Origin of the sequence: Gluconacetobacter asukensis (genome assembly GCF_014174375.1) — a bacterium.
Taxonomy (GTDB): domain Bacteria; phylum Pseudomonadota; class Alphaproteobacteria; order Acetobacterales; family Acetobacteraceae; genus Gluconacetobacter; species Gluconacetobacter asukensis.
On the sequence record NZ_JABEQE010000004.1, the window covers coordinates 260,748 to 281,645 of the forward strand.

Consider the following 20,898-nt stretch of genomic DNA (forward strand, 5'->3'; position numbering starts at 1 on the left):
TCCGTCGTTGCTGGAGCGGGTGCGCGCCGCGTGTGGCCCGGCAGGATGTGCCGGGCCATGATCCTGTTCAGGCCTTGTGGGCCAGGACGTCGCGGACGCCGGTGCGCAGAATGCCATTCTGGTCGAGGGCCTGGCACAGGGCCTCGCTGCTGGTCTGGGCCGTGGCGTTGTCGCCATGCAGCAGGATCGTATCCACATCGTGGCCGAGGGGCACGAGTGCGCCGCTGACGGACCGGACGAGGCCTTCCGTCACGACCTGGACGCAGCGCGCGGCGATCTCCCGGGAATCGTGCAGCAGCGCGCCGGGGCGTGTTCGCGGGACCGGCAGTCCGTCATCGCCATAGGCCCTGTCGCCGAGGAAAACCATGGCGACGCGCATGCCGCGTTTGCGTGCCTGGTCTTCGAGATGTCCCTTCTGGCAGATGATGACCAGGGAGGGGTCGAATGCTTCGGCGGCCTTGATGACGCCCAGCGCGTGGGTAAGGTCGGACGTGGCCATGCTGCCCATGCGGCCGTGGGGCGCCAAGTGGCTGATGATGGTCTTGTGGACCCGGGTGAACGCACTCAACGCACCAAGCTGGTAGAGGACGTCGGTACGGATTTCGTCCTCTGATGCTTCCATGGCGCGGCGTCCGAAACCCACCAGGTCGGGATAGCCGGGATGCGCCCCGATTTCCACGCCGCGTTCCACGCATTGGCGCACGGTTTCGTCCATGACGCGGGGGTCACCCGCATGGAAGCCGCAGGCGACATTGGCCATGGTGACGCGGTCCAGCAACGCGCTGTCGTCTCCGATGGTATAGTTGCCGAAGCTTTCGCCAAGATCGGCGACGAGGGATACACGCAGAGGGGACATTCTTTTCTCCAGGAAAATCGTGCCGACGCGGGGGTGGGCTTGAGGCACGTAGAGTAGATGCCTTTCGATCGTTTTGAGGAACAGAAATACCTTATGTCAGCATAAGGGAACGATATGGCGTGGTGCTGGGTGGCTCGGATTTTCTGTCGAATTTTCTTGTGGGGTGTGGTTCGTTATTTTAATATTATTTTTTATTTTCGTTATTTTTTTAATATGGGAATGGCGATGGGGCAGCTTGAGGGAAAAGTGGCCCTGGTGACGGGAGCCGGTTCAGGGATCGGGCATGAAACGGCCCGTCTGCTGGCGCGCGAGGGGGCGCGGGTGGCGCTGGTCGGTCGACGGCGCGACGCTCTGGAAGATGTGCGTGCCGAGATCGGGAAGGATGGTGGCGCCGCGGAGGTTTTCCCGGTCGATCTGGCGGAGGAGAACGCTGCCGGCTCTGTGGTCGATGATGTCATCGCACGATTGGGCGGGGTGGACATCGTTGTGCATAATGCGGGCATGGCAAGTCGTATTCCCAATGTGCGCTGGACGACATGTGCGGAATGGCAGAGCGTGATGGACGTCAACATGACGGCGGTCTTTCTTCTGACCCAACGCGCGTTGCCGCGGATGCTGGCGCAGGGTGGCGGGAGTATCATCGTGGTTTCGTCGCTGGCGGCGGTACGGCCCAATCTTCTCGGTGGCGCGGCCTATGGTGCAGCGAAGGCTGCCGCGCGCAACTTTGTGGCCTATCTTCACAACACATTCCGCAATGACGGCATCCGCGCGACCTGTATCATGCCCGGCGAGACGGCGACCCCCATCATGGATAGCCGGGTCCGGCCGCCAACGGCGGAAGAGCGGGATGGTATGATGCAACCGGAGGACGTGGCGCGTGCCGTGTTGCTGTGTTGCACCCTGCCTGGCCGGACGGTGATAGAGGAAATCGCCATCGCGCCGACACGCCAGCGCGACATCTCGGGCGATCTTGAGGCCGCGCGCCGCCATGGCGCGCCGGGCGGGCTGGAATAGCCCCCGGCACCCCAATTATTGAATAACAATCGGGTTTTCAAAGGGCGACTGCCCTTTGGTGGGTTATATGACGGTGGTGCAGTCCGTCATGCCGGACGGTCTGGACGCGGGCTGGCGCCGCCGTTTCGGCGGAGGGTCGATTTTCGGTAATAATCGGCCATGGACCGGAGGTTTTCGAGATAGGCGGCTGCGGCGCCCGTGGCGGCGACGCCTGCCTGGTGATCACATTCCACGAAACGGATGGACCTGCCGATGCGGGCCTGGCCCAGGCACCACAGATCGGCTTCGATCACGGTCGCGATGCGGGGATAGCCGCCTGCCGTGTTGGCCTCGGCAAGCTGGACGATCGGCTCGCCCGCCGGGGGGACCTGGATGATGCCCGACACGATACCGTAGGAACGCAGCTCGACCGGCTTGATGAGGGTGAGCGGCGTGCCGCTGAGGCGATAGCCAACACGGTTGCTCTGTGGCGTGATGCGCCACGCCGTCTCCCAGAACCGCTGGCGCGCGGACTCTGTGAACAGAAGATAATCGGTCGCGGGGATTGCCCTCAATGTCACCGTTTCGTCTTTCGCCAGGCCGAGCGCCACGGTTGGCGGGACGGCGCCGTAGCCGGAGAGGGGAGCGCCCTGCGGGCCGGTGGCGATCTGATCGCCGACCGCGAGGAACCGGCCTTCGTGGCCGCCGAAACTGCCGCGAAGCTGCGTGCTGCGCGACCCGAGGACCACCGGCACGTCGATTCCGCCCGCGACGCACAGATAGCCGCGCGCGCCGACGGTCGGCATGTCCACGTGCAGGACGTCTCCGGGGGCTGCTGTTTCGACGGACCATGGCAGGATCGGCCTGCCGTTCAGGGCGATAGGGGCATCGATGCCCGTCACTGCGAAACTCGTGATGTCGTCGAAGCGGATGACGAAGGGGAAGGTCTGCACTTCGATGCAGGCGGCGGACGGATCGTTGTCGAGCAGGACATTGCCGACCTGGAACGCCAGCGGGTCCATGACGCCGGATGTGCCGACGCCAAGATTGCGATAGCCCGACCGACCCTTGTCCTGCACGGTATTGAGAGGTGCGGTTTCGAGGATCGTGATCACAGCTCGATACTTTTCTGGTAGAAACGAATGCGGTCGCCGATCGCGAACAGGGAGGGAGAGTCCCTGCGGGGATCGAACAGGCAGATTTCAGTAAAGCCGATCGAGTTCCAACCATTCGGTCCTGACAGGGAGGAAATACCGGCCTGCATTCCTCCGATGGTGACAGTTCCGGCGGGCATGTTCATCGAGGGAACGGATTTGCGCGGCGTGGCGATTCGGGAATCGAGCCCGTGCAGATATGCGAAGCCGGGGGCGCTGGCGACCGCGCAGACCGTATAGGCGCCGGCCTGATGGAGGTCGATGATCTTGCGCGGCGACAGGCCGGTGTGGGCGGCGACGGCCGCCAGGTCGCTGCCCAGGGCGCCCCCATAGCATACGCCGATTTCGAACAGGCGGCCCGGAATCTGGTGCGGCGGCAGGCTCTGCCATGCCTGACGCAGCCAGGCGGCGACGTGATCGGGGCGTTCGGGCGGGTGGGAGAACACCAGCATCAGGTTGGTGACGCCGGGGATCAGTTCCTCCATGTCCGTGCGGCTCCGGGCGTGCTCCATGAGAGCCCAGATTCTTTGCTGCTCGACCATGGTGAAGGCGCCCGGTGCCTCGAACAGCATGGCGCGCGTGCCGATCATGCTAATGACGGGCGAGCCCCCCGTCTGGCCCTGTTCCAGAACGTTCAGCCTATCGGCACTCAAGTCATGCAATCTCCAGAGAGGTGAGGCGTCCATCATGTGCGGTCATGGACGGTTCGCCCGCTCTTCGAGGCGGGATCATAACGGTATGGCCGCGGGCCGGGCCTTGACCAGAGCCATTCGTGTTCTATGGCCATCGGACAATCCTATGACCCGGCGGGCGTCGCGCTCTGGCCATAAATCTTCTGCCCATCGGCCCGGGCTTAGTCCGTTCGGCATCACGGTCTGATTTTTCAGCTTGTATGGAAAACTGTCCGTGCGATAGAAACCTGCATCGGGCGCAGGCATCGCCCACCATCCGGCCCTCTCTGGGGGTGTTGCGCGAAGGTCGATGCCATGTCCGTTCAGCCCGTTGCCCTGATTCCCGCGCAGGCTGTGCCCAGTGCGACGGCTGCGCTCTATACCGCGCCGGGTGGGGTGATCGCGCGGATCGACAGTCTGGGTGTGTGCAATGTCGGGGCGGTGCCGGTTTCGGTGACGTTGTATCTGGTGCCTGCCGGAACGGTGGCGGGGCCGGGGACTGCGACGACGTTTGGCCAGACGATCCTGCCCGGGCAGACCTGGAACAGTCCCAATGAAATCGGCCGGGTGTTGCAGCCGGGCGATGCGATTGTGGCGCAGGCTTCTGCTGCCGGGGCGCTGACGATTTCGGCGGGCGGGCTGCTGGTGACCGTGTCGTGACGCTCTATGCCGTCGAGCCATGGAGCGACGTGGTGGGGGAGATGCGTGGGCTGTGGCAGGCGCATTTTCGCGAGGTGGCCAGCGATCAGGAGCGTGCGCCGCTCGATCCCGATCTGGAGGCCTATGGGCGGCTGGAGGCGGCCGGGGCGCTGCATGTGCTGACGATGCGCGAGGGAAGGGTGCTGGCCGGGTATCTGGTGGCGCTGGTGTGGCCGCATCTGCATCATCGCAGTGTCAGCCATGCGTTTTTCGACCTGTATTATGTGCGGCCGGCGCATCGGCGGTGGACGGCGGGGATCAGGCTGTTTCGCGAGGCCGAGCGCACGCTGGCGGCGCGCGGGGTGCGGCGGATGATGACCGGCACCAAGCTGCATGTTGCGCCCTCTGGCCGGTCGCTGGATGTCGGGCCGATCTTTCGCCGGCTGGGCTGGGTGGAAATGGAACGCCAGTATGGGAAGTGGATCGGAGCATGGTAACGGCGATTGGCGGTGGATTGTCGGCTTTGGGGTCGATCGCGGGTGGGATCGCAGGGTCCGACGCGGCCTCGAAGGCGGCGCAGGAGCAGGCGCAGGCTTATGGCCAGGCGCAGCAGTTTCAGCAGAATGTCTATGACCAGACGGACCGGAACCTGTCGCCTTATGTGGGGGCGGGGACCAATGCGCTGTACAGTCTGGCGTCTCTGCTGGGCTTGCCTGGCGGGGCGTCGGGGCAGGGATCGGGTGCGGCGGCGGTGTACCAGGCGTTTACCGATACGCCTTATTACCAGTTTCCGTTGCAGCAGGGTGAGCAGTCGCTGGACCGCTCGGCCGCTGCGCGGGGGCTGGCGTTGTCGGGCGGGCAGATGAATGCGTTGCAGAATTATGCCCAGAATTATGCCGGCCAGCAGTTCGGCAATTACATGAATGCGCTGTCGGGTCTGGCGAATATGGGCAGTTCGGCGGCGTCTGCGCTGGGGAGTCAGGGGAATGCCTCGGCCGGCACGCTGCTGAATGCGTTGAGCGGGCAGGGCAATGCGCTGGCGCGCGGCACGACGGGGTCGAATGCCGCGCTGATGTCTGGCGTGGGCAATGCGCTGGCATTGCTGGCAGGGTCGAACGCTTCGCCCGGCGTGCTGGGCAATCTGTATGGCGCCGGAAACGGCGGCAGCTACGGCTTCTGAATAGGGGTCAAGGGGATGACCATCCCCTTGCGGGTGCAGGGCAGAGCCCTGCATCGAATCGGACCAGAAAAATATATTCCTCATAAGGATATTTCGCGGGTCGTTCAGTGTGGAATTGCCGGAAGCCGAGCTGCCGGTTATGATCTGACCCCATCAGGGCACAGGCACCGCCCCTAACGAGACGCGCCCCGAGGGGGCGTGGGAGTGGTGCATGGCTTATTCTGCCGCCCGTTTTGTCTGGCCCAACAGTTTCAGCGTGGATGCGACGGGTGTGCCGCGTGCCGGTGCGCGGTTGTTCTTCTACCAGAGCGGCAGCACCACGCCGCTGGCGACCTATGCCGATGCGGGGCTGACGGTGGCGAATCCGAACCCGGTGGTGGCGGATGCGAGCGGGCAGTTCGGCAATGTCTTCCTGACGGGTGGGGCGGCCTATGCCGTTATGCTGTGCGATACCGCCGGCAACCAGATCTGGACCATGGACCCGGTGGGGGCGGCCGGCGGGGACGCGGGCGGCGGGGTGCCGGTGGGGGCCATTGTCGATTATGCGGGGACTGTCGCGCCTGCCGGGTGGCTGTTGTGCTGCGGGCAGAGTGTGAGCCGGACGGTTTATGCCGCGCTGTTCGGGGTGCTGGGCACGCTGTATGGCGCGGGCGATGGGGCCACGACGTTCGGTCTGCCGGATTTGCGGGGGCGGGCGACGTTCGGCGTCGACAATATGGGCGGGGCCGCAGCCAATCTGGTGACGATGGCGGGGTCGAACGTCAACGGTGTGCAGTTGGGGGCCGTTGGCGGCAGCCAGTCGGCGGCGGCGCATACGCATGATGTCACCGACCCGGGCCATACGCATGCGCTGACCGATCCCGGCCATGGGCATGGGCCCAATCATGGCAGCGGTTTCGTCGTTCCGCAGGGATCGGGCGGCGAGATGGATGCGGTATTCGCCGGTGGCGGCGATGTCGAGGAAAAGGCGACGGCGCAGACTGCCACCGCGACGACGGGGCTGGCGGCGACCAGCGCGACCACGGGGCTGACGATTGTCTCGGCGGGCAGTGGCGACAGCCAGAACATGCCGCCGGCCATGATGCTGAACAGGATCATCTATGCCGAGGTGGGCGGCTGACGCCCTGCCGGCCGTTGGTATTTCGAAAAGACGGGATTGTGACATGAACGACGCGCAGGCGGTTCCTGATCCGGCCGGGCTGTCCGACACGCTGCGCCAGCATGATGCGCGGATCGGACGGCTGGAGGCCGGACAGAGGGACATGATGATGAAGCTGGTCGAGATTTCGGCCGAGGGGCGGGCCCGTGGCGCGCATCAGGACCAGCGGGCCGATCGCGACGTGGAGCAGACGCGCCTGGCGATTGTGGATCTGCGGCGCGAAATGCGGGCGGTGATTGCCGACACCACGGCGCCGCTGGCGGAATCGCAGCAGACGCTGATTGCGATGAATGCGCAGATTGCCGGTGGTGTCAGGCTGATTCGCAATGCGGGCTTTGCGCTGGGGGGCGTGGTGTCGGCGTTGATGGGCTATCAGCCCTTTGTCGAATGGCTGGGCCGCGTGATGCGCGGCGAGGGGGGATGATGGGCGGAATCGATCCCTCGGACCTGAAATGGCGGGTGGTGGCGCCGGTGCTCGACCGGCTGGGGCTGGGCGGGGCGGCCGCCGTGAATCTGCTAACGGGCACGGCGCTGGTCGAATCCCGTGCCGCCCGGCTGGTGCAGGATGGCGGCGGCCCGGCGCTGGGTGTGTGGCAGATGGAGCCCGCGACCCATGATGCGCTGTGGGGCATGCTGGAGGGGGCGGAGCATGCCGACCTGCAAACCCGTATGGCGCGCATGACCTGTACGGACATTCCGCGGGTGCGGCAGCTGATCGGCAATCTGCGCTATGGCTGCGCGATGGCGCGGGTGAAGTATTTCTTCGATCCGGCGCCGGTACCGGCTGCGAAAGATGCGGTCAGGATCTGTGCCTATTGGAAGCGGGTTTATAACAGCGCGTTGGGGGCGGGGGTGGTGGATAGTGTGCACATAGCCGCCTTCACCACCGCAATCAGAGCGTGATCGGACATGCGCGCTGGTGGCGATCCGACGCGCGTTTCCTGCGCTTCGGTGCTTGGAAACACACGACGGGCGCGGCCCGTTCCGGGCCGCTCTCGCTCACCAGCCCACATTTTCCCTCAGGATCAGAGGTTCAAAGTGTCGGCCGGGTGTGAGGGCCTTTCGTAATACAGAATGGAATGATCCATGGATTCTATGACGATTCTTCAGACCCTGATTTCGGTCGTGCCGGTTCAGGATGTGATCTATGTTGCCGCGTTGTGCGGTGTGTGTGCGGCGCTGATGCCGTGGTTGCCACTGCCGGCCAGTGCGGGGTCGGTTTATGGGCGGCTGTATGCGGTGTTGAACCTGCTGGCGCAGAATTTCCGCAATGTTGCGAACAGGACGCGGCCTGGAGCCGCGCCGGGGAAGGATGGCGGGGGTGTGGCCGCGATCATGCTGGCGCTGGGGCTTGGTGTGGCGGTGAGTCTGGGAGCCTGTGCCACGATCGGGGGGACCACCCGGATCGATACCGCCGAACTGGCGGCGGATGCCGGGGCGATTGATTTCGCGGCGCAGGCGATCGAGGCGATTCCGGGCCTGTCGGCGCATCTTTCCACCGACCAGGTGGCGCAGATCAATGGTGCGCTGACACAGATCCGGACCATTACGGCGCAGATCAATGCCGCGTCGGGCGGGGCGATCGATATTGAGACCGGCAAGGGCTGGGCGTCGTCCCTGGCGGGAGAGTTTCAGACCATCCTGACCATTGCGGGCACGGTGGCCTCGGCGCTGGACCCGGCGGTGGGAGGCTATATCACCACGGCCGAGCAGATCATCCCGCTGATCGAGGCGGCGGTGGGGCTGGCGCCGACGAGCGTGTCGGTGGCGGCGGTCGGCGATGTGCCGGCGGTGCGTGCTGCGCTGTACCGGGGGGTGTGATGGCGCATCGCGCAGGCGGCAGGCGGCTGGGTTGCCTGCCTGCGGCGGTGCGCCCCGGCCAGCCATTGCTGGCCGGGTTGCGGATGATGGCGCGGCGGGCGCCCAGCCGGCTGCTGCGGGAGGGGATCGATCCGGCGCCGCTGATGTTGGGCAATGATCGGCTGGGGGACTGCACGTCGGCCGGGTTGGGAAACCATCTCCGCGCCACGGCGGCGCTGGCCGGGTTTCAGGTGGCGGTGCGGGATGCGGATGCCATCCTGTTCTATGAACGTGCGACCGGCTACACGCCGGCCGATCCGGCGACCGATCGGGGTGGGGTCGAGGTCGATGTGCTGGCCTGTGCCGCGCGCGATGGATACGCGCTGGCGGACCAGACATTCTATCCGGTCTGGGGTTCGGCCGCGCCGGACGATCTGAACGCGCTGCGGCTGGTCATGGCCGGTATGGGGGCTGCCTATCTGGGCGTGCGGTTGGCGTTGGCCGACCAGGCGGAAGGGGGCGTGTGGGACACGACCACGCCCGGGGACCAGACGCCGGGATCGTGGGGTGGGCATTGCCTGCTGGCATGGTCCTATGACGGGGTGGAGGACGAGTCCGTGGTGTCGCTGCTGACCTGGGGCGGTATCCAGCGCGCGACATGGCGCTGGGTGCGCGCGCGGATCATGGAATGCCACGGGCTGGCCTGGCGGCAGCTGATGCCGGCCGGCGCGGATTGGGATGCGCTGGTGGCGGCGAATGCGGCGTTTCTGGAAGGGGAGGCGGCCGTGCCGGCGTGAAGGCTGAGGGAAGAGCTTCTTCTTTCTGCCGAAAAAGATAGGAAAAGACTTTTATCCGTTCAGTGGAATCTTTTGGCCAGGCGCATGAATCCTGAATGGATCTGAAATTTTCTGGCTTTCGGAAAGATATGGAGACAGCCTCTTCTCCGTGGGTTCCGGGCCACGCGAAGCTGGGCCCCGGGCTGGCGGAACGTGCTTGGGCGGCCCGCGGAGTGGTTGAAAATGTGTTGTATTTTTTGTTTAATGTGTCATTGGGATTATTTATCATATCTGATATTGATTGTTTAATGTAAATAATATAGTAACGGTTTATACAGAAAATTTCGGAATATCATGGACCATTGTGCGGCGGACAGACTGGCGGCTTCAGATTATTCCGATGACGCAATCAGGTCGATCAGGCAATATCAGGGCGGTCATCTCGGGATCAGTCTTTTCCAGCTCGTCTCGACCATCGGCCTGCTCCTGGTGTGCTATGTTCTGCTCTATGCGGGATTGATGCATGGCTGGTGGGGGGTGCTGCTGCTGGCGCCGCTGGCGTCCGGCCTGTCCATCCGCACCTTCGTGCTGCAGCATGATTGCGGCCATGGTTCGCTGTTCCGGAGCCGGTGGGCGAATGACCTGGCGGGACGGCTCTGCTCGCTGCTGACCCTGACGCCCTATGATCACTGGAAGAAGCATCACGCGCTGCATCATGGGTCGTGGAACAATATGGACACGCGGGGGCGGCTGTCGGACCTGTATTCGGACTGCATCACGGTGGCCGAATATCGGAAGATGACGCGGCTGAAGAAGGCGCTGTATCGGATCAGCAAGAATCCAATCCTGAGCGTCTTCGTGATGCCTCCGGTCATTTTCTTCATCGTCTACCGGATTGCGTTCGACACGCCGCGTCACTGGGTTCGGGAACGGCTGGGGGTCTATCTGACCAATCTGTGCCTGCTGTTCGGCTATGGGGCGCTGGTCTGGTTCGTCGGGCTGAAATTCGTGGCGCTGGTCAGCTTCATGGTGATCTATCCCGCCGCCGTGATCGGGGTCTGGCTGTTTCTGGTGCAGCACAAGTTCGAAGGGGTGCAATGGGCGCAGAACCCGCAATGGAACAGTTTCGAGGCCGCGTTGACCGGCTGCTCGTTCATGCGTCTGTCACGGGTCTGGCGCTGGTTTACCGGTGATATCGGCACGCACCATGTGCATCATGCTGCCCCCGGCATTCCCAATTATCGTCTGGTGGCGTGTCACGATGCGCATGCCGTCTTTCTGGACGTGAAGGTCCTGACCTGGCGGGACGGGATTCGGGAGGCGCGGGTCAACGTGCTGTGGGACGAGGAAAACCGGACCATGGTGGATCTGCGCTCCGTCACCTGACGGTGGGGCGGGTGGCGTGCCGGCATGTGCTTCGGAGCACGGAAGGCGCGCTCGTTCCGCCAGGTTTTCAGGTGTGTCCGGCATATTGCTCCGCCACCCAGTCGATGAAGACGCGGACCCGGGGGCTGAGCTGGCGGTTGCGCGGATAGAGCACATGGACGGGCGAGGCGGCGGGGGGCGTATCGGGCAGGCATTCCACCAGGGTGCCGGCCGCCAGGTCGCGCGCGATGGCGTAGCGCGGCACCTGGATCAGGCCCAGCCCCTGTATCGCGGCTTCCTTGTAGGTGTCGGCGCCGTTGACCGTCAGCACCGACGGCAGCATCACCGTGCGGCGTGTGTCCCGCACCATGAATTCCAGTGGCAGCACGCCGCCGGTGGCGGAGGAATGGAAGCCGACCATGCGGTGCCCGTCCAGCCTGTCCCATTGTTCCGGCGTGCCGAACCGGTCCAGATAGTCGGGTGAGGCGACCGTCATTTCGGGCAGCAGGGCGATGCGCCGGGCGATCAGGTCGCTGTCCTTCGGCGTGCCGGTACGCAATGCGCAATCGACGCCTTCGCCGATCAGGTCGATGAAGCGGTCGGTCTCGCTCAGGGAGAGCGTGATGTCGGGATATTCGGCGAAGAAGCGGGGCAGGGCGGGCACGATGAGGCGTCGTGCCTGCGCGCCCTGGACATCAACGCGCAGCACCCCGCGCGGCCGGGTGCCGCTGAAGGCGCTTTCGGCCTCCTCGATATCCTCGAGGATGGTCAGGCAGCGCCGGTAATAGGCCTCGCCATCCAGGGTCGCGCGGACCTGCCGCGTCGTGCGGTGCAGCAGCCGGACCTTCAGCCGGGCCTCCAGCGCCTTGATGGCATCCGTCACGGTCGAGGCGGGCAGGGCGAGATCTTCCGCCGCGCGGATGAAGCTGCGCCGTTCCACCACCCTTGCGAACACCCGCATGGTGTCGATGCGGTCCATTATTCGCCTCCGCCGGATAGTGATCGCGAATAATTGCCGATTATGGGGATGGGATAAAGTGCGATCCTGAGATCCTTCGAGGCGATTGGAAAGGATCGGCACCATGACGACGAACGGCACGAAGATTGCGCTGATCACCGGCGCCAGCCGCGGGCTGGGGCGCAGCATGGCGATCGCGCTGGCCCGCAAGGGCGTGGATGTGATCGGCACCTATCACAGCAACAAGGACGAAGCCGATGCCACGGTGGCCTCCGTCACCGCGCTGGGGCGGCGGGCGGTGATGCTGCGCCTCGATACCGGCGATGTGAGCGGTTTTACGGCCTTCGCGGAGGAGGTGAGGCAGGCGCTGCAGGTGGTGTGGGGGCGCCACAGTTTCGATTTCCTGGTCAACAATGCCGGCATCGGCATCAACACGCCATTCACCGAGACGACGGAGGCGGTTTTCGACCGGCTGATGAACATCAACCTGAAAGGTGTGTTCTTCCTGACCCAGACGATGCTGCCGCTGATGGAAGATGGCGGGCGGATCGTGAACCTGTCCAGCGGTCTCGCCCGGTTCAGCCTGCCGGGATATGCGGCCTATGCCGCGATGAAGGGTGGGGTCGAGGTGCTGACCCGTTATCTGGCGAAGGAGCTTGGTCCGCGCGGGATCGCGGTCAACACGGTGGCGCCGGGCGCGATCGAGACCGATTTCGGCGGCGGCGCGGTGCGCGACAACCAGCAGGTCAACGCCTTCATCGCCGGTGTGACGGCGCTGGGCCGGCCCGGCCAGCCCGAGGATATCGGCCCGGCGGTGGCGTCGCTGCTGATGGAGGATAATCGCTGGATCAACGCGCAGCGGATCGAGATCTCGGGCGGTATGTTCGTCTAGGTTTCTGTTCAGGAGCCCTGTGCGGACGGTTTGCGGGACTCCTGAACGGCCTCCTTCCTACCCGGCCGTGCGTTCCGTGGCGAAGCGGATGCCGAGGGCCATGAAGGCGAGGCCCGAGGCGCGGTCGATCCAGTGGCGCAGCCGCAGGAAGGCGCGCGAGACGTGGCGCAGGCTCAGCACCGTGGCGACCAGCGAGAACCAGGCCACGGCGATGACGAACATCGTGCTCACGCAGGTCAGGCCCAGGCCGATGGAGGCATGCTGCGGCAGGGCGGCGGCGAAGAGGCTGGAGACGAAGATGGGCGCCTTGGGGTTGGCGAGGTTGGTCAGCAGCCCCATGCGGAAGGCGCGGGTCGTCGTGAAGGCGGGATTGGCGGGCTGGTCTTCGGCAGGGGCGTTCTTCCAGCTTCCGGCGAACAGCCGGGCGCCCTGGATGAACAGGTACAGGCCGCCGCCGACCTTCAGGAGAGTGTAGAGCCAGGGCGAGGCGATGAAGAGTGCGCGGATGCCGAAGAAGCCCGCGAGCCCCCATGCGGCGATGCCGGTCGCGATGCCCAGTGTGGCGCGGAGTGCTGCCATGCGGCCCTTCATCATGGCCAGCCGGGTCACCAGCAGGAAATCGAGGCCGGGGACGATCATGGCGACCAGCCAGAAGGCGGAGATGGCGCCGATGACCGAGACATCCTGTGCGAGGTTCATGATACGTCCTTCTTCGTTCGGCAAGCGCCGGGGGCAAATGGATCGTTCTTATTTCACGACAAGCGCGCAGGCGGTGCAATTGCTGGATTGGACGCGACGCACCTGGTGCAGGCAGCAGGGGTCGCAGGCAGCAGGCGGCCGCAGAAGGTCGCGTCTGGGCCCGGACAAGCATGCGGGGGGCGGGCTGTCGGGTGCCCTCGTGCGGCGACCCCACATTTTTATTCTGGGTGTTATATATTTTTTATATGAAACGATTCCGAAAGAGGATGAGCTAGCCCTCGGAAATCGCTGGGGATCATGCGGAGTTACGGGAGATTCGGGGGTGCGAGTGGCGGGGAGTGTGTTCCAAATATCATATGATTATTATGTTATATCAATTGATTGGTGTGCGGGCTGTCCGGCGGCACGGCGATTGTGATAAAAATGTCATATATTCCGAATTCGTTATGGGTGGTTATGATTCGGTATTGAATTAAGGCCGGTTTCAGTCTCCTGATGTGGCGGTAAAGTAACGACGTTCGCGGGAGCACGTTAAGTCTATGACCCTGAGGCGAAGCCTTATCGCGGCCACGATTCTTGCCATTCAGTTCGACGTCGCCGCTGCGGTGGCGCAAACGGCCACGACGTCCGGGACGTCGACGGCCAGTCATCGCCACACGGCGAAGGCCAAGAAGGGGGTCAGCGCTCCTGCCCGCCCCACCGCGAAGGCGACGGTGGCTCCGGCTGCCGCAGCCCCGACCGCGCGGGTCGCCCCGGTTGTCGAACCCGTCTATCATGCGCCGCCTGATTCGGGCGAAGCCGTGATCGTGACCGGCACCCATGACACCCATCGTCATGCGCGCCAGAGCTCTTCGCCGATCTCGGTCGTCACGGCGGCGACGCTGACCCGTTCGGGCCAGATGAACCTGTCGGACGCGCTGACCAAGACCTACGCGTCGATCAACGTGGTCGCCATGGCCGCGGACTCCGCGGCGCTGACACAGTCCATCCAGATGCGCGGCCTGGGGCCCAACGAAGTGCTGGTGCTGGTCGACGGCAAGCGCCGTCACTCGACCGCGAACATCGTTGCCGATTCCGGCCCGCAGTTCGGTTCGACCGGCGCGGACCTGAACACGCTGCCGTCCAACATGATCGACCATATCGAAGTGCTGGAAGACGGCGCGGCGGCCATGTATGGCTCGGACGCCATCGCCGGCGTGGTCAACATCATCACCAAGAAGCAGGATCACGGCTACAACCTGAGCGCCACGACCGGTGCGAACGCCTATAGCGGCCAGGCATGGCAGTATCAGGTCAATGGCGATGCCGGCTTCAAGTGGGGCAATGACGGCTTCCTGCATATCAGCGGTCAGGTCTATCACACCGACTTCTTCGTGGCGCCGTCGGCCGACCATCGTGTGCTTCCGCTCAGCGCCGCGCCGGTGGGGGCCTATACGGGCGCCAACTATACCGGCCCGCTGAATGTTCCCGCCGATTCCAACCATATCATGGGCCGTCCCGAGGAAACCCGTGAGAATTTCGGGATGGACTGGGGCAAGGACATCATCGGGGACCGGTTGCAGTTCTACGGCAACCTGACCTACGCGCACCGTCATGGCGAGGCGTACGAGAACTATCGTATTCCGACCCGCGCGCCGTCGATCTATCCGTCCGGTTTCTCGCCGCGCGAGACGAACGAGGAAAACGACTACGCCGTGACCATGGGCCTGAAGGGCGACGAGCTGTTCGGCGACTGGGACTGGGATGCCAGCTCGACCTACGGCGCCGACGGTACGAAGATCGGCAACAAGAACACTGCCAACACTGGCATGCTGGCCGCGACCTGCTCGACCAATCCGAGCAGCCCCTATTATTCTTCGGAAGGGTGCGGTTACTCGCCGACCTCGACGCTGGCGGAAACGTACCGCCTGGCGCAGTGGACGAACAACCTGGATTTCCGCCGTCATTTCAACATTGGCAACGTCGTTCCGATGACGCTGGCGGTGGGTGGCGAGCACCGTATGGAAACCTACCAGATCAAGCCGGGCAACCCGAACTCCTACGAACTGGGCGGCACGCAGGGCTATGCCGGCCTTGGCCCGCAGAGCTCCGGCAGCTGGAGCCGCAATATCTTCGCCGCCTATATCGACGGTGATTTCCGTCTGACCAAGCATTGGGACCTCGATTTCGCCGGCCGGTTCGAGCACTACACCGACGTGGGCAACACTCAGAACGGCAAGATCTCGACCCGCTACGATTTCTCGCGTCGCGTCGCCATCCGCGGCACGATCAGCACCGGCTTCCGTGCGCCGACGCTGGCCGAGCAGCATTACAGCGCGATGAATGTCGGCCCCTCCAGCGCCTCGGGCCTGCTGGCCGTGGCGTCGCCGGCAGCCCAGGCGTTGGGTGCGCAGCCGCTGAAGCCTGAGCAGTCGGTCAGTGCGTCGGGCGGTATCGTTCTTGAGCCCGTCAATGGCTTCCATGTTGAGGCCGACGTCTACCAGATCAACCTGCGCAACCGCATCGTCGGCGGTGGCTCGGTCAACGGTCTGGCGGCGGTCAATGCCATCGAGGCGATGGGCTATACGCTGGCTGGCCCGGCGCTGGACGATCCGGCCCAGGACAGCGCCTATTACCTGACCAACGGTGCCAGCACCCGCACGCAGGGCTTGGACATCAAGGCGGATTATGCGTTCCACCTGCATCAGTATGGCAATCTCGATCTGAGCATGGCGCTGGACCTGAACCGGACGCGCCTGCATCATAACGGTATCGCCCCGAACGGGTCGGAGATCCTGAACGCGCAGAATGTCGGCTACATCACCACGGCCTATCCGCGCAGCAAGATCATCCTGAATGCCTATTACAAGGTTGGTAAGCTGGACGTGAACGTTCGCCAGACCCGCTATGGCCAGACGACCGACATGATGCAGTATGCGGACTGGTCTAACTCCAACATCATGTGCTCGGATGGCCAGTCGATCCAGTATTCGAACACCTGCTTCAAGGAGTTCAAGAATACGCCGCGCTGGCTGACGGATATCGAAATCGGGTATCAGTTCACCGATCACCTGCACTTCGCCGTCGGTGCCAACAACGTCTTCAACGTGCGTCCCCGCAAGGTTTCGCAGGATGTCAACTCCTACGGTGCCCAGGTTTACGACCAGTTCTCGCTGCAGGTGCCGATCACCGGTGGCTACTACTATGGCCGTCTGAACGCCACGTTCTGACGAAAACGGCATGGATACCGGAAGCAATTCCGGTATCCATCCCCGTTCTGGAATTCATGCCGCATATGCGGCATTTTTTGTTTAAGGCGGTTTTGAAAATGCCGTTGCCGGCATGCCCTGCGCGTCTTTCCGCGCTTTGTGACGGCTGGCCGACCCATTGTTCCGCTTCGATGCGCAGGAACAGATGCCGGGCGTGGCCCGTACGGAGCCGGCCCAGTGCAGCGGTATTTTAAAAGGCCCCCCAGACACGCGAAGGATGATCAATGACCGGAGAATCCGGCTTTCAGGCACAGACGCGCCGTCAGCTTCTCACAAAAATCGGAGTTCTGGCCGGAAGTGCCGGACTCTATCAGGCGATGACCAGCATGGGTCATGCGATGGGCACGGATTTCAGGGGCCCGCCGAAACTGTCGGGCGCGAAGCCGGGCACGCGTGTCGTGGTACTGGGGGCCGGTCTGGCGGGGCTGCTGGCTGCGTATGAATTGCGGCAGGCGGGCTATGCGGTCCGGCTGCTGGAATTCCAGAACCGGGCGGGCGGGCGCAACATCTCGCTGCGCGGTGGCGATACCGTGACGGAACTGGGCGGTGCCACGCAGAAGGTTGGTTTTTCCCCCGGCAATTATATCAATCCGGGCCCGTGGCGGATTCCGTACCATCATCAGGGGCTGCTTTATTACTGCCGGAAGTTCGGCGTGGCGCTGGAGCCGTTCATTCAGCTCAATCACAATGCCTGGCTGCATTCCTCGCAGGCCTATGGCGGCAAGCGCCTGCGCTATCGGGAATTCGCGGCGGATTTCTCGGGTTATACGGCGGAGCTTCTGGCCAAGGCGATCAACCAGCACCGGCTGGATGACATCGTGACGCCCGAGGAGCGGGCGCATGTGCTCTCCTCCCTGGGGACCTGGGCCAATCTGGATGAGGACGGGGTGTGGCGTGCCGGCGGGCGCTCGTCGCAGCGCCGGGGGTATGACAAGGCCCGTGGGGCGGGCGTCGATGGGGCGCCGACCTTCTCGACCCCGGCGCCGCGTGCCGAAGTGATGGCGTCCGGCCTGGCGCAGTGGCTGGCCTTTCCCGAGCAGCTCGACATGCAGACGACGATGTTCCAGCCCGTCGGCGGGATGGACAATATCGGCAAGGGCTTTGCACGGCAGGTCCAGGACCTGATCACGCTGGGTTGCATGGTCACCGCCATCCATCAGGACGAGCATGGTGTGAAGATCCTCTATGATGACGTCGCGCATGGCGGGGCCTCGCGGGTGGAAGAGGCCGATTACTGCGTCTGCACGATTCCGCTGCCGGTGCTATCGCAGCTTGATGTGCAGGTCAGCGACGGGATGAAGGCGGCGATCGCGGCGGTGCCGTATGCGTCGTCGGTCAAGCTGGGCATGGAGTTCAGGCGGCGCTTCTGGGAAGAGGACGACCAGATCTATGGCGGGATCAGCTTTACCGACCAGCCGATCGGCCAGATTGCCTATCCCAGCCACGGCACGTTCTCGCCGGGGCCGGCGGTTCTGCTGGGCGGTTATATGTTCGGCCCGGCGGCGATGGATTTCACGACTATGAGCCCGGCACAGCGGATCGAGGAGGGGCTGAAGCAGGGGCAGGCGCTGCACCCCAATTACCGCCAGGAATTCCGCAACGGTGTGGCGGTGGCGTGGAGCCGCATGCCCTGGACCCTGGGCTGCTGCTCCATGTGGTCGGAGCAGGCGCGCAAGACGCATTACAAGACGCTGGTGGCGATGGAAAACCGGCTGGTGCTGGCCGGCGAGCATGCGTCCTATGTCGGCTGCTGGCAGGAGGGGGCGATCCTGTCGTCGCTCGCCGCCGTCGAGCAGGTTCACAAGCGGGCGCAGGGAGCGGGCTGATGCGGGGCGTTTCTCTTTCTTTCCTGCTTCTGGCAGGGATGAGTCTGTTCGGCGCGCCAGCGTGGGCCGATACGGCCGGAGGTGTGCCCAGCACCATGACCCGGCTGGATAATGGCGATCTGGTCTATCACCATATCTGTGCCGCCTGTCATATGGCCGACGGCAAGGGCGCGCGCGGTGCCGGGGCGAAATATCCGGCGCTGGCCGGGGACCCGAAACTGGCGATCGCCGCCTATCCGACCATGATGGTGCTGAACGGCCATGGCGGCATGCCGTGGTTCGCGGGCATTCTGACCGACAGGCAGATTGCGGATGTCGTGACCTATATCCGCAGCCATCTGGGCAATCGCTGGACGGACCCGGTGACGCCGGAGCAGGTGCGCGAAATGCGCCAGCCGATCACGCTGGAGGAATAGCGGTGGCCTTCCGGCGGGGGATTTCCCTCGCCGGAAGGGCCCTCTACCGCCGGCCGGCCCGGGCTGTTAGAGGCTGTTGCAAAGGCTCCGATGGTGAGCGGAAGCGTGGCCGCCAGCCGCGCGTCTGGCGGTGGTTCCTGAGCATCGGAGCGGCCTTGTGGGCCGCCCGCCGCCAGCGGGGCTTTTGCAACAGCCTCTTGAGGTCGGAACATGCAATCGATCATCATCTATATCGGCGCGGCGCTGGCGGAGATCGCCGGGTGCTTTGCCTTCTGGGCGTGGCTTCGGATGGGGAAATCGCCGGTCTGGCTTGTGCCGGGCTGTGGCGCGCTGGTGCTGTTCGCGTGGCTGCTGACGCGGGTGGATGCGTCGGAAGCCGGGCGGGCTTATGCGGCCTATGGCGGGATCTATATCATCTCGACGCTGCTGTGGCTGTGGCTGGCCGAAGGGGTGCGGCCCGACCGATGGGACCTGATCGGTGCCGCGTTCTGCCTGTGCGGGGCGGGCGTGATCCTGTTTTCGCCGCATCGGGTGTAGAACCTGAGCCTTCTTTTGTCTTACGAAAAAAAGAAGCAAAAAGACTTTTATTCGTCTGGGGACATCGTATGTCCCGGCAAAAAAACTCCTGAACGAATCAAAAGTTTTTTGGTTCTTTTTTTCAAAAAAGAACAGAAACGCCCGCCCTCCGCTCACTCCTCGCGACTATTCACGACCCGGATCGCCACGACGCCATCCGGGGCCGGGCGTGCGGCGCGGCCGGAGCCGAGGCGCCAGAGCAGATGGGCCACGGCCATCACGGCCGGGCCGATGAACAGGCCGGGCAGGCCGCAGCTTTCCAGGCCGCCCAGGATGCCGAGCAGCACCCACATGAACGGCAGCCTGATCGAGCCGCCGATCAGGGCCGGGCGGATGAAATGATCGGCCAGGAACAGCACGATGGTGCCGAACAGGCCGACGCCGATGGCGGCCGCCAGGCTGCTGCCCTTGATGAGGATGGCCAGCACGCTCAGGGCAAGTGCGAAGCCGCCCACCATCGGGATCATGCAGGCCAGCGCCGTGAAGATGCCCAGCAGCAGCGGTTGCGGTGCCCCGGCGAGCACGTAGGAGAGGCCGATCAGAACCCCTTCGCCGAGCCCGACCAGCACCAGGCCGGCCAGCGCGCCGCGCACGGCGCCCACGACCTGGCGCTGGACCATGCCGCCCCGTGCGCCCAGCAGGCGCCAGACCAGCAGGTCGATCCGGGTGACGAGCGGCTGGCCCACCCGCAGGAAGAAGAAGAGGATCAGCAGGGCGAAGCCCATGACGACCAGCCCGTTGGCCAGATCGTGCCCCAGATGCTCCACCGTTGCGAGGGCATGTTCCGGCCTGAGGCGGTCCATCAGCTCATGCACGCTGTCGGCGGTCGCCAGATTGGCCTGCCACCAATGCTGGGCCTGTGCGCGGCCCCAGGGCAGGCGGTCGAGCCATGCCGGGGCGGGGATGCCCTGTTCGGTGGCCTGCCGGACCCATTGCGCGCCTTGCCTGGCCTCGCCGGCGGCGGCCGAGACCAGCACGGCGGAGGGAATGATGAAGACCAGCGCGATTCCCAGGACGATGGCGGCCGGCGCCAGCGTGGCGGCGTGGGGCGACGGCCATTTGCGCCGCAACCGCATCAGCAGCGGCCAGCAGACGATGGCGAGCACGCCGCCCCAGAACAGGGCGGAGCGGAAGCGCCCGAGGATGAACAGGGTGAGCATGACCACGCCGAGGGTCAGTGCGCCCTGGGCCCAGCATTGCAGCGTCGTGCGTGGCCGGATGGGCATCATCGTGGAAGCCGGGCCGGGGGCCTCTGGTGCGGCAGGATGGGCGAACGGATGCGAGGAGGAAAGCATGGGGGCTCGATTCAGCTTCTGTGTCAAAGGCTTGCAGGCGCGGAGCGCGCAATGATAACGGCGCCGGAGGACCTGCGTTGCAGTTCGATGGCCGGGCCTGGGGTCGTTGCCCCTATCCCGGCCGCCCCGGCGTACTCGGCTGGTCCGTTTTATCGGACGGACAGGGGATTCAGATTCGATATGGGTATGAAACGCACTCGGTAGGCAGGCTACCTATACGGTCTTCTGGATGTTTGGGCGTTCAGTCCCCTGGTGAGGCGGTCGCCTGTTTTCGCCTGGGGAGTGAGGTCTGCCATGGGACGATTACTCCGCGGATGCGTCAGGATTATGCATGCTGTCCGAGCGGCAATACAGCGGTCGCAGGCTTCGGTTGCGGCGCTTGCTCAAGAGTATAA

The 20,898-nt window shown here is 64.4% G+C and carries 21 protein-coding genes; 15 read left to right on the top strand and 6 right to left on the bottom strand.

Going from position 1 to position 20,898, the window contains the following annotated elements:
* Positions 1-67: 67 nt before the first annotated feature.
* A complete protein-coding gene (locus tag HLH35_RS06950) occupies positions 68-856 on the bottom strand; it encodes a LamB/YcsF family protein (protein ID WP_182978440.1) in 789 nt (262 codons plus the stop codon).
* Between the two features lie 225 nt (positions 857-1,081).
* On the opposite strand from HLH35_RS06950, the gene HLH35_RS06955 reads away from it, so the two are divergent.
* Positions 1,082-1,870, top strand: a complete 789-nt coding sequence (locus HLH35_RS06955) for an SDR family oxidoreductase (protein ID WP_182978441.1) — start codon at positions 1,082-1,084, stop codon at positions 1,868-1,870.
* An 86-nt stretch (positions 1,871-1,956) separates the two neighbouring features.
* Here the strand turns inward: HLH35_RS06955 and HLH35_RS06960 are convergent, their stop codons facing one another.
* Positions 1,957-2,964, bottom strand: coding sequence for a 5-oxoprolinase/urea amidolyase family protein (locus HLH35_RS06960; RefSeq protein WP_182978442.1), 1,008 nt, complete (start codon positions 2,962-2,964; stop codon positions 1,957-1,959).
* Positions 2,961-3,593: a 5-oxoprolinase subunit PxpB gene (gene pxpB / locus HLH35_RS06965; protein ID WP_182978493.1), complete on the bottom strand. Its 633-nt coding sequence runs from the start codon at positions 3,591-3,593 to the stop codon at positions 2,961-2,963. The genes HLH35_RS06960 and pxpB overlap by 4 nt, the downstream gene beginning before the upstream one ends.
* A gap of 396 nt (positions 3,594-3,989) precedes the next feature.
* On the opposite strand from pxpB, the gene HLH35_RS06970 reads away from it, so the two are divergent.
* The 9 genes from HLH35_RS06970 (at position 3,990) to HLH35_RS07010 (ending at position 10,614) form a co-directional block, all read left to right on the top strand.
* The gene (locus HLH35_RS06970) at positions 3,990-4,334 is read left to right on the top strand and encodes a hypothetical protein (protein WP_182978443.1); all 345 of its coding nucleotides are present in this window, start codon (positions 3,990-3,992) and stop codon (positions 4,332-4,334) included.
* Positions 4,331-4,810: a GNAT family N-acetyltransferase gene (locus tag HLH35_RS06975; protein WP_182978444.1), complete on the top strand. Its 480-nt coding sequence runs from the start codon at positions 4,331-4,333 to the stop codon at positions 4,808-4,810. Before HLH35_RS06970 ends, HLH35_RS06975 begins: the two co-directional genes overlap by 4 nt.
* Positions 4,804-5,493, top strand: a complete 690-nt coding sequence (locus tag HLH35_RS06980) for a hypothetical protein (protein ID WP_182978445.1) — start codon at positions 4,804-4,806, stop codon at positions 5,491-5,493. The genes HLH35_RS06975 and HLH35_RS06980 overlap by 7 nt, the downstream gene beginning before the upstream one ends.
* A gap of 211 nt (positions 5,494-5,704) precedes the next feature.
* A complete protein-coding gene (locus HLH35_RS06985; protein WP_182978446.1) occupies positions 5,705-6,613 on the top strand; it encodes a phage tail protein in 909 nt (302 codons plus the stop codon).
* A gap of 43 nt (positions 6,614-6,656) precedes the next feature.
* Positions 6,657-7,076, top strand: a complete 420-nt coding sequence (locus tag HLH35_RS06990; RefSeq protein WP_182978447.1) for a hypothetical protein — start codon at positions 6,657-6,659, stop codon at positions 7,074-7,076.
* A complete protein-coding gene (locus HLH35_RS06995; protein ID WP_338029306.1) occupies positions 7,073-7,555 on the top strand; it encodes a hypothetical protein in 483 nt (160 codons plus the stop codon). The genes HLH35_RS06990 and HLH35_RS06995 overlap by 4 nt, the downstream gene beginning before the upstream one ends.
* Positions 7,556-7,738: 183 nt before the next feature.
* A complete protein-coding gene (locus HLH35_RS07000) occupies positions 7,739-8,473 on the top strand; it encodes a hypothetical protein (protein ID WP_182978503.1) in 735 nt (244 codons plus the stop codon).
* The gene (locus tag HLH35_RS07005; RefSeq protein ID WP_182978448.1) at positions 8,473-9,249 is read left to right on the top strand and encodes a hypothetical protein; all 777 of its coding nucleotides are present in this window, start codon (positions 8,473-8,475) and stop codon (positions 9,247-9,249) included. The genes HLH35_RS07000 and HLH35_RS07005 overlap by 1 nt, the downstream gene beginning before the upstream one ends.
* A 333-nt stretch (positions 9,250-9,582) precedes the next feature.
* Complete coding sequence (locus HLH35_RS07010) at positions 9,583-10,614, top strand: fatty acid desaturase family protein (RefSeq protein ID WP_182978449.1); 1,032 nt, start codon at positions 9,583-9,585, stop codon at positions 10,612-10,614.
* Positions 10,615-10,681: 67 nt separating this feature from the next.
* On the opposite strand, the gene HLH35_RS07015 is transcribed toward HLH35_RS07010, so the two are convergent.
* On the bottom strand, positions 10,682-11,572 hold the full coding sequence (locus HLH35_RS07015) for a LysR family transcriptional regulator (protein ID WP_182978450.1): 891 nt from the start codon (positions 11,570-11,572) through the stop codon (positions 10,682-10,684).
* Positions 11,573-11,675: 103 nt separating this feature from the next.
* On the opposite strand from HLH35_RS07015, the gene HLH35_RS07020 reads away from it, so the two are divergent.
* The gene (locus HLH35_RS07020) at positions 11,676-12,443 is read left to right on the top strand and encodes an SDR family NAD(P)-dependent oxidoreductase (RefSeq protein WP_182978451.1); all 768 of its coding nucleotides are present in this window, start codon (positions 11,676-11,678) and stop codon (positions 12,441-12,443) included.
* 57 nt (positions 12,444-12,500) lie between these two features.
* Here HLH35_RS07020 and HLH35_RS07025 read toward each other — a convergent pair whose 3' ends face one another.
* A complete protein-coding gene (locus HLH35_RS07025; protein WP_182978452.1) occupies positions 12,501-13,142 on the bottom strand; it encodes a LysE family transporter in 642 nt (213 codons plus the stop codon).
* A gap of 539 nt (positions 13,143-13,681) precedes the next feature.
* Here HLH35_RS07025 and HLH35_RS07030 point away from each other — a divergent pair.
* The 4 genes from HLH35_RS07030 to HLH35_RS07045 all read left to right on the top strand — a co-directional run bounded on the left by HLH35_RS07030 (position 13,682) and on the right by HLH35_RS07045 (position 19,169).
* Positions 13,682-16,351, top strand: a complete 2,670-nt coding sequence (locus tag HLH35_RS07030) for a TonB-dependent receptor plug domain-containing protein (protein WP_182978453.1) — start codon at positions 13,682-13,684, stop codon at positions 16,349-16,351.
* A gap of 263 nt (positions 16,352-16,614) precedes the next feature.
* Positions 16,615-18,216 carry a flavin monoamine oxidase family protein gene (locus HLH35_RS07035; RefSeq protein WP_246384906.1) on the top strand — a complete coding sequence of 534 codons (1,602 nt, stop codon included), beginning with the start codon at positions 16,615-16,617 and terminating at the stop codon, positions 18,214-18,216.
* Positions 18,216-18,632, top strand: coding sequence for a c-type cytochrome (locus HLH35_RS07040; protein WP_182978454.1), 417 nt, complete (start codon positions 18,216-18,218; stop codon positions 18,630-18,632). The genes HLH35_RS07035 and HLH35_RS07040 overlap by 1 nt, the downstream gene beginning before the upstream one ends.
* Positions 18,633-18,842: 210 nt before the next feature.
* Positions 18,843-19,169 (top strand): YnfA family protein, encoded by a 327-nt coding sequence (locus tag HLH35_RS07045; protein ID WP_182978455.1) that lies wholly within the window; start codon positions 18,843-18,845, stop codon positions 19,167-19,169.
* Positions 19,170-19,321: 152 nt separating this feature from the next.
* On the opposite strand, the gene HLH35_RS07050 is transcribed toward HLH35_RS07045, so the two are convergent.
* Positions 19,322-20,503: an AI-2E family transporter gene (locus HLH35_RS07050; protein WP_246384907.1), complete on the bottom strand. Its 1,182-nt coding sequence runs from the start codon at positions 20,501-20,503 to the stop codon at positions 19,322-19,324.
* Positions 20,504-20,898 lie beyond the last annotated feature (395 nt).

Coding starts and splice junctions, on each gene's coding strand:
- HLH35_RS06950 (WP_182978440.1), bottom strand. CDS start 856: ATGTCCCCTCTGCGTGTATCCCTCGTCGCCGATCTTGGCGAAAGCTTC.
- HLH35_RS06955 (WP_182978441.1), top strand. CDS start 1,082: ATGGGGCAGCTTGAGGGAAAAGTGGCCCTGGTGACGGGAGCCGGTTCA.
- pxpB (WP_182978493.1), bottom strand. CDS start 3,593: ATGATCGGCACGCGCGCCATGCTGTTCGAGGCACCGGGCGCCTTCACC.
- HLH35_RS06970 (WP_182978443.1), top strand. CDS start 3,990: ATGTCCGTTCAGCCCGTTGCCCTGATTCCCGCGCAGGCTGTGCCCAGT.
- HLH35_RS06980 (WP_182978445.1), top strand. CDS start 4,804: ATGGTAACGGCGATTGGCGGTGGATTGTCGGCTTTGGGGTCGATCGCG.
- HLH35_RS06985 (WP_182978446.1), top strand. CDS start 5,705: ATGGCTTATTCTGCCGCCCGTTTTGTCTGGCCCAACAGTTTCAGCGTG.
- HLH35_RS06990 (WP_182978447.1), top strand. CDS start 6,657: ATGAACGACGCGCAGGCGGTTCCTGATCCGGCCGGGCTGTCCGACACG.
- HLH35_RS06995 (WP_338029306.1), top strand. CDS start 7,073: ATGATGGGCGGAATCGATCCCTCGGACCTGAAATGGCGGGTGGTGGCG.
- HLH35_RS07000 (WP_182978503.1), top strand. CDS start 7,739: ATGGATTCTATGACGATTCTTCAGACCCTGATTTCGGTCGTGCCGGTT.
- HLH35_RS07005 (WP_182978448.1), top strand. CDS start 8,473: ATGGCGCATCGCGCAGGCGGCAGGCGGCTGGGTTGCCTGCCTGCGGCG.
- HLH35_RS07010 (WP_182978449.1), top strand. CDS start 9,583: ATGGACCATTGTGCGGCGGACAGACTGGCGGCTTCAGATTATTCCGAT.
- HLH35_RS07015 (WP_182978450.1), bottom strand. CDS start 11,572: ATGGACCGCATCGACACCATGCGGGTGTTCGCAAGGGTGGTGGAACGG.
- HLH35_RS07020 (WP_182978451.1), top strand. CDS start 11,676: ATGACGACGAACGGCACGAAGATTGCGCTGATCACCGGCGCCAGCCGC.
- HLH35_RS07025 (WP_182978452.1), bottom strand. CDS start 13,142: ATGAACCTCGCACAGGATGTCTCGGTCATCGGCGCCATCTCCGCCTTC.
- HLH35_RS07030 (WP_182978453.1), top strand. CDS start 13,682: ATGACCCTGAGGCGAAGCCTTATCGCGGCCACGATTCTTGCCATTCAG.
- HLH35_RS07035 (WP_246384906.1), top strand. CDS start 16,615: ATGACCGGAGAATCCGGCTTTCAGGCACAGACGCGCCGTCAGCTTCTC.
- HLH35_RS07040 (WP_182978454.1), top strand. CDS start 18,216: ATGCGGGGCGTTTCTCTTTCTTTCCTGCTTCTGGCAGGGATGAGTCTG.
- HLH35_RS07045 (WP_182978455.1), top strand. CDS start 18,843: ATGCAATCGATCATCATCTATATCGGCGCGGCGCTGGCGGAGATCGCC.
- HLH35_RS07050 (WP_246384907.1), bottom strand. CDS start 20,503: ATGCTTTCCTCCTCGCATCCGTTCGCCCATCCTGCCGCACCAGAGGCC.